The organism is bacterium, from assembly GCA_024742285.1.
Classification (GTDB): domain Bacteria; phylum Myxococcota_A; class UBA9160; order UBA9160; family UBA4427; genus UBA4427.
Genome location: JANSYR010000001.1, coordinates 766,011 through 778,183 on the forward strand (window position 1 = coordinate 766,011; position 12,173 = coordinate 778,183).

At 68.4% G+C, this 12,173-nt stretch carries 12 protein-coding genes and 1 pseudogene; 6 read left to right on the top strand and 7 right to left on the bottom strand.

The features are described from left to right. Positions 1-147: 147 nt before the first annotated feature. Positions 148-1,338, top strand: coding sequence for an MFS transporter (locus NXI30_03370; protein MCR9093235.1), 1,191 nt, complete (start codon positions 148-150; stop codon positions 1,336-1,338). Between the two features lie 11 nt (positions 1,339-1,349). Here NXI30_03370 and NXI30_03375 read toward each other — a convergent pair whose 3' ends face one another. From NXI30_03375 to NXI30_03385, 3 genes are all read right to left on the bottom strand, one after another. Continuing rightward, positions 1,350-2,879 carry an alkaline phosphatase D family protein gene (locus NXI30_03375; protein ID MCR9093236.1) on the bottom strand — a complete coding sequence of 510 codons (1,530 nt, stop codon included), beginning with the start codon at positions 2,877-2,879 and terminating at the stop codon, positions 1,350-1,352. Positions 2,880-3,106: 227 nt separating this feature from the next. Continuing rightward, the gene (locus NXI30_03380) at positions 3,107-4,381 is read right to left on the bottom strand and encodes a cytochrome P450 (GenBank protein MCR9093237.1); all 1,275 of its coding nucleotides are present in this window, start codon (positions 4,379-4,381) and stop codon (positions 3,107-3,109) included. Between the two features lie 236 nt (positions 4,382-4,617). Further along, positions 4,618-4,869 (bottom strand): GlsB/YeaQ/YmgE family stress response membrane protein, encoded by a 252-nt coding sequence (locus tag NXI30_03385; protein ID MCR9093238.1) that lies wholly within the window; start codon positions 4,867-4,869, stop codon positions 4,618-4,620. 106 nt (positions 4,870-4,975) lie between these two features. Here NXI30_03385 and NXI30_03390 point away from each other — a divergent pair, with 106 nt between their 5' ends. Then, positions 4,976-5,398, top strand: a complete 423-nt coding sequence (locus NXI30_03390) for a hypothetical protein (protein MCR9093239.1) — start codon at positions 4,976-4,978, stop codon at positions 5,396-5,398. Here the strand turns inward: NXI30_03390 and NXI30_03395 are convergent. Together NXI30_03395 and NXI30_03400 are read right to left on the bottom strand one after the other, a co-directional pair. Next, positions 5,395-6,306, bottom strand: coding sequence for a DMT family transporter (locus tag NXI30_03395; GenBank protein ID MCR9093240.1), 912 nt, complete (start codon positions 6,304-6,306; stop codon positions 5,395-5,397). The genes NXI30_03390 and NXI30_03395 overlap by 4 nt on opposite strands. 12 nt (positions 6,307-6,318) lie before the next feature. Further along, on the bottom strand, positions 6,319-7,452 hold the full coding sequence (locus tag NXI30_03400; GenBank protein MCR9093241.1) for a c-type cytochrome: 1,134 nt from the start codon (positions 7,450-7,452) through the stop codon (positions 6,319-6,321). A 124-nt stretch (positions 7,453-7,576) separates the two neighbouring features. Between NXI30_03400 and serS the strand changes: the two genes are divergently transcribed. From serS to NXI30_03420, 4 genes are read left to right on the top strand one after another with little or no spacing between them, the layout of a single operon-like run. Continuing rightward, on the top strand, positions 7,577-8,857 hold the full coding sequence (gene serS, locus NXI30_03405) for a serine--tRNA ligase (GenBank protein ID MCR9093242.1): 1,281 nt from the start codon (positions 7,577-7,579) through the stop codon (positions 8,855-8,857). Positions 8,858-8,867: 10 nt separating this feature from the next. Further along, positions 8,868-10,835: a selenocysteine-specific translation elongation factor gene (selB, locus tag NXI30_03410; GenBank protein MCR9093243.1), complete on the top strand. Its 1,968-nt coding sequence runs from the start codon at positions 8,868-8,870 to the stop codon at positions 10,833-10,835. 57 nt (positions 10,836-10,892) lie between these two features. Further along, positions 10,893-11,129 carry a DUF4160 domain-containing protein gene (locus NXI30_03415; protein ID MCR9093244.1) on the top strand — a complete coding sequence of 79 codons (237 nt, stop codon included), beginning with the start codon at positions 10,893-10,895 and terminating at the stop codon, positions 11,127-11,129. Next, complete coding sequence (locus tag NXI30_03420) at positions 11,110-11,382, top strand: DUF2442 domain-containing protein (GenBank protein MCR9093245.1); 273 nt, start codon at positions 11,110-11,112, stop codon at positions 11,380-11,382. Before NXI30_03415 ends, NXI30_03420 begins: the two co-directional genes overlap by 20 nt. A gap of 28 nt (positions 11,383-11,410) precedes the next feature. Here the strand turns inward: NXI30_03420 and NXI30_03425 are convergent. Further along, positions 11,411-11,749, bottom strand: a pseudogene (locus tag NXI30_03425) (peroxiredoxin family protein). A gap of 15 nt (positions 11,750-11,764) precedes the next feature. Beyond that, positions 11,765-12,136 carry a peroxiredoxin family protein gene (locus NXI30_03430; GenBank protein MCR9093246.1) on the bottom strand — a complete coding sequence of 124 codons (372 nt, stop codon included), beginning with the start codon at positions 12,134-12,136 and terminating at the stop codon, positions 11,765-11,767. Positions 12,137-12,173 lie beyond the last annotated feature (37 nt).

A 12,173-nucleotide genomic window follows, 5' to 3' on the forward strand; every position in this document is an offset into this window, starting at 1 on the left:
GAAACGCAGCCTGAATACGCTGCATCGACCCGAAGCCCCCCTCCGCCCCGCCGAACGGCCCCGCGGAGGGGGGCTTCGTCGTTTCGGCGAGCCGCGCTCCACCTCGAGGGCGCGCGGGGCTGAACGCACTTCGAACGAGACACGACCATGCCCGAACGGAAACTCTGGAATCGCCGATTCGTCTTCCTGCTGCTCACGCAGGCGGGCTTCGGCTTCGCTCATTCGGCGTTCATGATGTTGCCGAAGTGGATGGCGACGGAGCTCGACGCCGGTCCCGACGCGATCGGCCGCGTCGTCGCCGTTTCCGCGATGGGGATCGTCCTCTTCTTGATGCCGGCGGGCGCGATGGTCGACCGCTACGGGCGGAAGCGTTTTCTGGCCGCGGGCGCAGCGCTGATGTCCGTCACGAGTCTCTGCTATGTGAACGTCGAATCGATCGGCGTCACGCTCTACCTGCTCCGGATTCTCCAGTCGATCGCCTTTGCCTACGCCTTCGCGGGCGGCGCCGCGCTCTGCGTCGATGCCGCACCGCCCGAGCGGATCGGACAGGCGGTCGGCCTCTTCGGACTCTCGTACGTCGTAATGGGCGCCTTCGCGCCTGCAGCGGTCGAGGAGATCGTCGCGGCCTCGAGCTGGGACACGGCCTTCGCTCTCGCTGCCGGCGCCGCGGCCTGGTGTGCGCTCGGCGGGCTGCTCGTGCACGAGGAGCCACTCGCGGCAGAAGCCAGCGAGCCGGTCGCCCTCGGCGAGATTCTCGTGCGTCGCGAGATGCTGTGGGGGATCTCGATCGTCGCGCTGCTCGGGATGGCCTTCGGCTGCGCGATGAATTTCCACCAGCCCTACGCCCTCGACCTCGGTCTGACCCGGCTGCGCGACTTCTTCATCGCCAACTCGGTCGCCGCCACCGCGTGTCGCCTGCTGCTCGGCCCGTTCATGGATCGGATCGGGCTCCGCCGCGTCGCCGTCGCGAGCCTGACCGCCTACTCCGCCGTCATGCTCTCCCTCGTGTGGCTCGATCGGATCGGGCTCGCACCGATCGGATTCGGAATGGGCCTCGCCCATGGCCTCTTCTATCCGGCCTACACGGGCTCGCTCCTCGCCGGCTGTCCCGCCAACGAGCGCGGCCGCCGCATGTCGATCATCCAGGCTGGCCTGAACGGAGGGATGGGGGCCGGCGGGATCGCGCTCGGGTGGCTCGCCGCGCGGGCCGGCTATCCGATCATCTTCGTGATCTCGGCCGGGGCGGTCCTCTTCGGCGCCTTCCTGATCACCCGAACGCTACCCGCGAGCGTCGCGATCGAGGCGAAACCGCTGTCACCGGAGACCGAAGCCGCCTAGGGGATGGGTCTTCAGTCGACCCGGACCACACGATGGGTCCCGGCCGCGGCTTCGAAGACCGCGCCCCCGACGGACTCGGCGGACCACCGGTCGACGGGCGCGCTGAACACGTACTCGACCCGGACGGCCGCCGGCGTGAGCTCGACGACCAGGTAGCCATTGTGGACGAGATCGACGAACGCGAGGTGGTCGGTCCGTTCGACGAACTCGCGGGCCTGGTCGCCGATCGGCGTCGACTTACCGAAAGGCGGCGAGCTGATCGCCGGGCACACGAACTCGAGCGCGCAGTGCGGCGTGCCGTCGTCGTGGGGCACCTCGAAGACCCAGCTGCTGTGGACGTCGCCGGTCAGGAAGACGACGTCCCGGATCGATTCGGCGACCAGATGATCGAAGACCTCCCGGCGATTCGCACGGTAGCCGTCCCAGGCATCGGGATTGAAACCGTACTCCCCGAGCAGGATCGGCGAGACGACGACCTGTTGTCCGACGACCCGCCAGCGGACGCCATCCTGCGCCGAACGAGACAGCGCATCGAGGAGCCAACCCGTCTGGTCGTCGCCGAGGAGCGTGCGGCTCGGATCGTTCGCCGTCGCCTCGTCTCCGCGCTCGGGCTGCTCGTCGCGCTGGAGACGCGTGTCGAGCATCACGAGGTCGACGAGATCCCCGAAGCGGAACGTGCGGAAGAGACCCGTCGGTAGCTCTCGGATCGGCATCCATTCGTAGTAGGCGCGGATCCCGGCGAGCATCCGCTCCTGCCAGTCGCCTTCCGTCTCGGACGTATGGTTCTCGGCGCCCGTCGCGTGACTGTTGTTCGCCGTCTCGTGATCGTCCCAGACGGTGATCCAGGGATGACGCGCGTGGGCCGCCTGCAGGTCAGAGTCGGCCTTGTAGCTCGCGTGTCGCCAGCGGTAGTCGGCGAGGGAGACCGTCTCGCCGAGGGGCGCGGGGATTCGACCCAACGCCGTCCCGTCCCCGTATTCGGCGTGGCCGTACTCGTAGAGGTAGTCCCCCAGATGGAGCACGGCATCGAGATCGTCGCGACGCGCGAGGTGGGCGTAGCCGTTGAAGAAGCCCTGCGGATAGTTGGCGCAGGACGCGAAGGCCAGGCGTACGCGCGAGATGCCTTCGGCGGGCAGCGTCTTCGTCCGACCGATCGGCGAGCGCTCGCCTTCCGCCTCGAAGCCGTAGTGGTAGTCGCCCCCGGCCTCGAGACCCGCGGCGTCGACCTTGACCGTGTAGTCCCGCGACGGATCCGCGACGGCCACCCCCTCGTCGATCGCCCCGCTCCCGTCGGCGTTCGGCCCGATCCACCAGCGCGTCTCGACCGGATCGCCTCGTTCGCCGGCGCTCGGCGTGATCCGGGTCCACAGGATCACCCGATCCACGAGTGGATCCCCGCTCGCCACGCCGTGCGCGAAGCGCGTCCGGCTCTCGTTCATCGTGAACGCACCCGGCGCGCAGCCGGTCGTCGATCCAGCGACGGCAAGCCCGGCAACACCGACGGCCCCGTTCCTCAGGAATCCACGACGATCGATCGGCATGTCCCGGCGCTCCTCTCCCTCCGCTCACGAGCAGGGCGAAAGACGCGGCCGAGTCTAGACCACGCCGTCCCGATCGGGAGCGAGCCCGCCCACGAGCGACGAAGACCGCAAGACGCCCGCAGCCGGCGGTCCTGCCAAGGCCGCCAACCCGGCGAGACCCACCACCGGTCGCCCAGCCAAGGCCGCCGACCCCGCAACCAACCCGGCGAGCGCCCGCAGCCGGCGGACTAGTTGCTCGGGTGGAGCTTGTAGCGGATCGGCAGGCGCTTCACGCCGCCCACCAGGCTCGAGTGAAGCCGGTCGACCGGGCCGGTCAGCTCGATCTCGGCGATGCGCGGTATGAGGTGCTTGTAGGCGACCTCCATCTCCCAGCGTGCCAGATGGGCGCCGAGACAGAAATGCTCGCCGATCCCGAAGCCGATGTGGCGGTTCGGCTTGCGATCGATCCGGAACGTCCACGGATCCTCGAAGACGTCTTCGTCGCGGTTCGCCGAGGGGTAGTAGAGGGCGACCGACTCGCCTTCCTTGATCGTCTTGTCGCGGAGCTGGTAGTTCCGAGTCGCCGTCCGACCGAAGTGGATGATCGGCGAGGTCCAGCGGACGATCTCCTCGACCGCGTCCTTGAGCAATCCCATGTCTTCCTGCAGCCGGCGCATCTCGTGCTGGTGCTGGATGAGAGCGAGCATGCCGCCGGTCGTGCCGTTCCGGGTCGTCTCGTTGCCGGCGATCACGATGATGAAGCACCACGAGAGGACTTCCATGTCGTTGAGCGGCCGGCCCTCGTACTCCGCTTGCACGAACGTGGTGATCAGATCGTCCTGCGGGTTCTTTCGGCGATCGTTCATCAGGCCGGTGAAATACTGGAAGAGCTCGATCTGCGCGGCTTGCGAGGTCTCTCGCGCATCCTTGCCCTCTTCCTGGTATTCCGGATCGCCCGCTCCGAGCGTTCGATTCGTCCAGTCGTAGAGGAGCGGCCAGTCCTCTTCGGGCGCACCGAGCAGCCAGCCGATCACCGCGATCGGGAGCGGCGCGGAGATCTCGTCTACGAAGTCGCACTCGCCCTCGTCACCGCGGGCATAGAGCTTGTCGACCAGGTCCTTGCCGATCTTCTCGATCGGTTCCGTGATCTTCTTCAGCGCGCGCGGCGTGAACTGCTTCGACACCATCGCGCGAAAATCGCGATGCATCGGGTTGTCCATCTGGATCAGGGTCGGCGGGAGGTCACGCACCTCCTCCTCGAGATGCTGGATCACGAGGCGGGGGCCGGAAACGAAGATGTCGGGCTGCTTACCGATCTCCATGATGTCCGCGTGCTTCGTGATCGCCCAGTAGTCGATCGCGTTGCCGGGCTGGACCTGCCAGGAGACGGGCTCCTCTTTGCGGAGGCGCTCCCAGATCTTGTGCGGATATCCGTGGGCCGCGTAGTCCTCGGGATGCGTGATCCGGAAGTCTTCCGGGACGGGGCGGGGGAAGGTCAGCGGTTCTTCGGGGCTGGCAGCCATCTCGAGGTCCTCTCGTTTCCCGGGCCACCGCAGGTGCACGGCAGGTGCCGGTCGATTCAGAGCGCTTCGGAGCGAGCCTCTCCGGGGAGGCGGCGCACACGCGAACCGGAGCCCGCGCGCACGGGGGGTCGCCACGAAGCATGACTGAACGAACGATCGTTCGTCAAGCCCTGAATCGATCCGGTGCCTCGAAACCTGAGCCGAGGCCGCTGGGCCGAGCGCGGGAATCCGCCCGGTCAGGCCGATTTCATCTTCCGGTAGATGAAGAGGAGGAGGAACGCGCCCGCCGTCGCCACCGCGATCGTGCCGAGGCTGAACCCGCCCGTCGTGCCGAGCCCGATCAGCGAGGCGAGGAAGCCGCCGACGAAGGATCCGGCGATTCCGAGACCGATCGTGATGAAGAGGCCGCCGGGATCGTCCCCGGGCATGAGCCACTTGGCGAGGACGCCCGCGATGAGGCCGAGAAGCAGCCAGCTGAGAATGCCCATGTCGTGTCTCCTTTCGGTCACCGCGCGGCGCGCGGCGTCTTCTGATCGTCCGTAAGAGGAACGCGAACAGAGTATCGATCGTCACAGGTGATCGAGGAGACGCCCCATGCGAAGAGCCAAACGTCGTTCGCCCGAGGAGCCCCTCCTGTCCGGCGGTGTCGGAAGCGATCTGGCTTGGATCCTCGTGCTCGCCTTCTTCGTCGCGGTACCGAGCGAGGGGATCCACGCGATCCCGCTCGTCGAGCCGATTCACTCCCCCGGATCCCTCCGCCGGGGCGGCTGCGACGCACCGCAGATCATCGTCCAGCTGCTCTCCGGCGACCGCGTGTCGATTCGGGGTCGACTCTTCTCCGTCGACGAGGCGGTCGACGCCGTCGAGACGCGAGCCGCAGGCGCTCCGCGGCTCCAACTGATCCTCGCCCCGAGTGCCCGTTCCGAGAACGGACTGCTCGTCCGAATGATCGACGAGGTCCGACGTAGCCCCTCGCTTGGCGAGATCGAGATCTCGATCGCGCAAACCGTCGACTAGCGCGCCTCCGCTGGCCGCCACTGCGCGAGCAGCACACCCGCCATCAGGACCGCGATCGCGCCGATCTGCGGCGGCGTCAGCCACTCGCCCAGGATCGGGATCGCCCAGAGGGCCGTCCAGACGAGGCCGGAATTCGCGACGACGCTCGCCTCGAAGGACCGCAGGGTGCGCATGATCCCGTTGAAGATGGTCTGCGAGAGCGCGAGACCGAGGATCCCGTTGGCGACGATGATCGCCGCGTTGCGCACGCCGCCGACCGCCTCGAAGCCTCCCTGGAGACGAGCGCCGTCGATCGCGAGACCGACCAGCACGATCGGAAGCCCGCCCACCAGCAGGCCGATCGTCGAGTAGAGCGCGGGCGAGAGATCCGTCGACCCGTGGCCGAGCACGAAGCGCGTCACGTTGTTGCTCGCGCCGAGTCCGAGCACGACGAGCGCCGCGTAGACGACGCCGATGCGCTGGTCGGGGGCGGGCAGCTCGGGGAAGTAGAGCCAGACCCCGAGAACGGCCAACAGGATCCCGCCCACCTGGACCGGCCCCGGACGCTCACGAAGAAAGAGGATCGAGAGCGCGAGGGTCACGAGCGGAATGAAGCTCAACACGAACACGAACGTGTTCATCGGGAGCCGCTCGATCCCCATCATCATCCACACACGACACAGACCGAAGTTCACCGCGCCGACGAAGAGGATCGCGAGCCAGGTCCGCCGGTCGAGCCCCGAAGGCCATCGCTCCCGCCGCCACAGGAAAGTGTAGGCGAGCAGATAGACGAGCGCGGCGCCGAGCTGGAGCCAGACGAAGGTGAACGCCTCGACCTCGAAGAGGGCGAGCTTGGCGAGCACACCCATCAGCTGGGAGAGGACGATGACCGCGAGCCCCTGCCCGACCGCGAGGACGCGCGGACTCATGCCGTGGGCCGACTAGCTCGGGTCGGGCGCGGGCGTGTCGGGTCCGCTCTCGGGCAGCTCGGGCTTCGCCACGTACGCGGTATCGACGTTGCCCGTGAGCGCTTCGAGGAAGACGACGATGTCGGCGACCTGCTCGTCCGAGAGGTCGATCCCGATCTGGTGCTTGCCCATGATCCGGACCATCTCGGGCAGGCTCGCGATCGAGCCGTCGTGGAGATAGGGACCGGTCTCCGCCACGTTGCGAAGCGACGGGACCTTGAACACGTGCCGATCGATTTCGTTACCCGTCACGTTCTCGCGACCGACGTCCTCGGTCTCGTAGGGGAAGATGAAGCCGAGCTTGCGATAGAGCGTGCCGCCGACCGCCGGGCCGTTGTGGCAGGAGTTGCAGCCGACCGAAAGGAAGGTGTCGAGACCCTTCCGCTCCTGCTCGGTCAGCGCGTTCAGGTCGCCGCCCAGGAACGCGTCGAAGCGTCCCGGCGTGAGGAGAGCGCGCTCGAAGACGCCGATCGCGAGGGTCATGTTCTGGTAGGTGATCGCCGTGTCGTCGCCGGGGTAGGCCGCCGCGAAGGCCTCGACGTAGCCCGGGATCGATCCGAGCAGCGTCAATACGGCCTCCTCGCTCGGCATCGCCATCTCGATCGGGTTGAGCACCGGGCCGCCGGCCTGCGCCTCGACGTCCGGGGCGCGTCCGTCCCAGAACTGCGCGATGTGGAGCGCTGCGTTGTAGACGGTCGGGGAGTTGCGGTCACCGCGCTGCCCCTTGTGCCCGGGCGAGGTCGGCTCGCCGTCGACCCCGAACGCGTCGAGCATGTGGCAGGAGTTGCAGGACACGTCCTGATTCTTCGAGAGGCGGGCGTCGAAGTAGAGCATCCGTCCGAGATCGACCTTGGCGTCCGTGCGCGCGTTCGCCTCGTTCGGGACGAAGCCCGGAAGGACGCCGAGCGTGGTCCGGGCGCGCCGGGCGAGCTCCGCCGCGCCCTCCGGCACCTCGGGTGCGGTCTCGGCCACGGGCTCCGGTGCGGCTTCCGGCGCCGACGCCGGGGCGCCCGACTCCTGCTCACCGCAGCCGACGAGCACGAGGCTCCCCAACAGAATGATCGTCATCCACCTGGTCGTGCTCGTCGTCGTGATCGCCGGGTTCATCGGAGTCGTCGTCCTCGCGCCATGGGAGTTGCCTTGCACGCGGAGACTTTAGGCGGCGGATGGGGCCGCGCCCACAATCGCGCGATTTGGCGGCGAATCGGGGCGTGTGCTTCCCTACGGCCCCATGCTGGATCCCCGGAGTCTCCAGGAACGCCGCGACGAGATCGTCGAGAGCTGCGAGGCGCGTCACATCCGCGCCGACGTCGATGCGGCGATTGCCCTGCACGAGCGGACGAACGTCCTTCGCACGGAGCTCAACGAGGCGAACCGCCTCCGCAACGAGCACCAGAAGGCGGGGAAGCAGAAGCTCGACGATGCGGCGCGAGAAGCGCACACCGCCGAGGGACGCCGGCTCAAGGAAGCGGTCGGCGAACGGGAAGAGGCGGTTCGCGCGGCCGAGGCCGAGCTCGAGACCGCGCTCCGGACCCTTCCGAACTTCCTCCATCCGGAATCGCCCCGAGGAAACGAAGAGGACTTCAAGACCCTCGAGACCGTGGGAGAGCCCCGGAACTTCGACTTCGAGGCCCGTGACCATCTCGCGCTCGCCCAGGACCTCGACCTCGTCGACTTCGAGCGGGCGGCGAAGGTGTCTGGCCAGAAGTTCTACTACCTGAAGCGGGAAGCCGCGATGCTCGAGGTGGGGCTCCAGCGCTTCGCCCTCGACCAGCTCCTGCCCGAGGGCTTCATCCCGGTCGTCACCCCCGACCTCGCCCGTCCCTCCGTCATCGAGGGGCTCGGGTTCAGCCCCCGCGGCGAGGAGACCCAGATCTACTCCGTCGCGGACCACGATCTCTGCCTGATCGGAACCTCCGAGATCACCCTCGGCGGGATGTACGCCGACTCGATCCTCTCCGAGGACGAGCTGCCGCTCAAGCTCGCCGGCGTCTCCCACTGCTTCCGGACCGAAGCGGGCGCCGCCGGCCGGGAGAGCAAGGGCCTCTACCGCGTGCATCAGTTCACGAAGGTCGAGATGTTCGTCTTCTGCCGCCCCGAGGAGTCCGAGGCCCAGCACCAGGAGCTCCTCCGGATCGAGCGGAAGATCTTCGATGCCCTCGAGATTCCGTACCGCGTGATCGACATCGCGAGCGCGGACCTCGGCGCCCCCGCCTACCGCAAGTTCGACCTGGAGGCGTGGATGCCCGGTCGTGGCGAGAGCGGCGAATACGGCGAGATCACCTCGACCTCCAATTGCACCGACTTCCAGAGCCGCCGCCTCAAGATCCGCTTCAAGCGCTCCGGCGAGAAGAAGAAGAACGAGCTGGTTCACACGCTGAACGGCACGGCGATCTCGAACGCCCGCGCGATCGTCGCGCTGCTCGAGAACCACCAGCAGGCCGACGGCACGATCACGATCCCCGAAGCCCTCGTTCCCTACGTCGGCACGGACCGGATCGGCCCGCGTTAGGCCGCGCGCGTTGGCCGCCGAAAACGAATCCCCGTCCGCAGGAGCCGTCCAGAGCGTCGTCCTCGGCACCGCCGGCCACATCGATCACGGAAAGACCGCCCTCGTCCGCACGCTGACCGGCCGCGACCTCGACCGGCTGCCGGAAGAGAAGGCGCGCGGGATCACGATCGAGCTCGGCTTCGCGCCCCTGGCCCTCGCCGACGACCTGAAGGTCGCGATCGTCGACGTGCCCGGACACGAAAAGTTCGTACGCACGATGGTCGCGGGGGCCTCGGGCCTCGACCTCGTGATGCTGGTGGTCGCCGCCGACGAAGGCGTCATGCCACAGACCCGGGAGCACCTGGCCATCTGCGAGCTGCTCGGCATCGACCGCGGCTTCGTCGTCCTCACGAAGAAGGATCTGGTCGACGAAGAGATGCTCGAGCTCGCCTACGAGGACGTACGCGAAGCCCTCCTCGAGGGCCCCCTGGCGGACGCGCCCATCCTGGCCGCCAGCGCGGAGACCGGCGAAGGGATCGACGAAGTCCGCGCGACCCTCGAGCGCCTGATCCGCGAGACCCCCGACCGGAGCGACGACGATCGGCCGTCGCGTCTCTTCATCGACCGCACCTTCACCAAGCACGGCTTCGGCGCCGTCGTGACGGGCACCTGGTCCGGTCGCCCCCGGCGCGTCGGAGACACGATCGCCCTCGAGCCCGGCGAGCGGAAGGCCAAGATCCGCGGCCTCGAACGCCACGGGGACGGCGTCGACGCGACCGAGTCCGGCGCGCGCATCGCCGTCAACCTGCAAGGCGTGTCCACGGAGGAGATCGACCGGGGCGACCTGATCACCGAGCCCGGCGCCGTCGCAGCGACGACGACCTTCGACGCGAGGCTCCGTTGGATGGCCAGCAAGGCCAGCCTCGAAGACGCCGCCTCGGTCGAGCTCCTCACGGGAACCGCCGAGCGCCGTGCCCGGGTCGCGCTCGTCGGCTCCGCGCCGATCGCGCCGGGCGAACGCGGCTTCTGCCGGGTGCACGTCGACGGCGACGGCCTCCCTCTTCTCCCCGGCGATCGATTCGTGCTGCGCGGCTTCTCCCGGGACGCCGGCGTCGGCTCCACGCTCGGCGGAGGAATCGTCCTCGACGTCGCCCCGCCCCACCGTCGACGTCGCGACCCCGCGCTCGAGGCCGAGCTCGAACGCCTCGACGCGGGCGAGCTCGACGCGGGCCTCGCCGTTCGGATCGAACGCGCCGGCCTCGAAGGCTTGCGCGAGTCCCGCCTCGCGCTCGAGACCGGCGAGCGCGAAGCCGCGCTCGGCCCGGTCCTCGAAGGGCTCGCTGCCGACGGCACGATCGTCCGACTCGAAGGCGGACTCTGCCTCGGGCGTGCCGCCGCCGACCGGTTGATGGAGACCCTGAACGAAGCACTCGAGGCGTTCCACGCCCGCGACCCGCTCCAGCCCGGCATGCCCCGCGCCGCCCTGATCGGCGCGCTGCCCGAGAACGTCCCCACGGAATCCGGCGCCGCCCTGCTCGCCCGCCTCGCCGAGCGCGGCGACGTCGAGATCCGCAGCGACGTCGTGACCCGGACCGGATTCGAGTCGACCCTCGACGCGGATCAGGAAGCGCTCGCCGAGAAGCTCCGGCTTCGCTTCGCCGAGGCGGGCCTCGAACCGCCGGCCATGCGAACCGTCGCCGAAGAGAGCGGAGAGGACGAGCGGTCGCTGCGCGCCGTCGCCCACTTCCTCGAACGCGAAGGCGCCCTCGTCGCGGCGCCGGACGATCTCTTCTTCGACCGAGCGAGCGTCGTCCGCCTGATCGAAGACGTCGTCGCCCACTTCGCTTCGAGCGACGAGCTCGATACGCAGACGCTCAAGGCGATGATCGGCGCGAGTCGTCGGACGGCGATGCCGCTGATGGCGCTCCTCGACGAGCTCCAGATCACCCGCCGCGACGGCAGCCTCCGCCGACTGATCGGCTCGGATCCGAAGTGGTGACGAAACCGGAGATCGGCTGACGCCCATCTGATGGGATGCGCGTACACGATCCGGCGAATGCCGACGATCGCGCGAATCGGTCCATACCGATTCTTCTTCTTCAGCAACGAGGGGCGTGAACCGCCGCACGTTCACGTCGAGCGAGACGCCGCAACGGCCAAATTCTGGCTCGATCCCGTGGTGCTATCTTCGGCGGACGGAATGAGCAGTCGTGATCTCCGCCGTCTGCATTCGATCGTGGCGGAGCGACACGAGGAGTTCAGGAGCGCCTGGGATGAGTTCTTCCGCGCCTGAAAAGACGCCGCGCGCGACCTCCGTCGAGATCTCCGGCGACGAGCTGATCGTCACGCTTCGGGACGGGCGACGGATCGCCAGCCCGCTTGCGTGGTATCCGCGCCTCCAGGAAGCAACGCCCGAGGCGCGCGGGAACTGGACGCTCCTCGGCGACGGAGTCGGGATCCACTGGCCCGAGATCGACGAAGACCTCAGCATCGAGGGCCTGCTCGAAGGGCGGCCCGCGATCGGACTCGCACGCGAGGCGCGCTAGCTCGCGGCCGCCGACCAACGTCCGTGCGCTACGCCAGCGTCTCGTTGATCGCCCCGAGCACCCGGCCCGGCGCGCTCCGCAGCATGTAGTCGTCGGTCTGGTCGATCCAGGCGACCTTTCCGTCCGCGTCGACCAGGAAGGTCGTCGGGATCGGCAGACCCCCGAGGCCGCGCGGGCTCACGTTGAGCGGATTGCGCAGATTCAGCTGATCCGTCACGGAGAGGTCCGGGTCCGACAGGAGCGTGCCCTTCATGTGGTGCTTGGGCCGACCCTCGCGGAGCTGCTCCGGCGTGTCGGTGCAGATCGCCACGAGCGCGATCTCCTTCTCGTCCAGCATCGGCCGGAGCTCTTCCCATCGCCGCAACTCGGCGACACAGTAGGGTCACCAGTGGCCGCGAAAGAACTTGAGCAGGTAGGGCTTGCCCGTCAGGCTCGCGAGGTCGAAGTCGTTCCCGTTCTCGTCGGGCGCCACGAAGGGGATCATCGGATCACCGACGGCGACCGCCGGCCGATTCGGCTGCTGCTTGCTCTGGAGCCGGAGCGCCGGAAAGACGAAACCCACGAACGCGGCCGGCACGCCGAACAGGACGTTGAAGAATCCGCCCTGTCCGATCGCGACGAGACCGAGCGCGCCGGCGGAGAGGAACGCGGCGAACCAGCCTCGCCGGTCGCGGGGGATCGCGACGCGGCCGATCAGCTGGAACCAGTTGTAGAAGGTCGCCGCGACGACGATCAGTGCGAGCAGTCCGAGCATGGGGTTGCTCCTTCCGGGTCGGAAAAGCCCGGGCGGG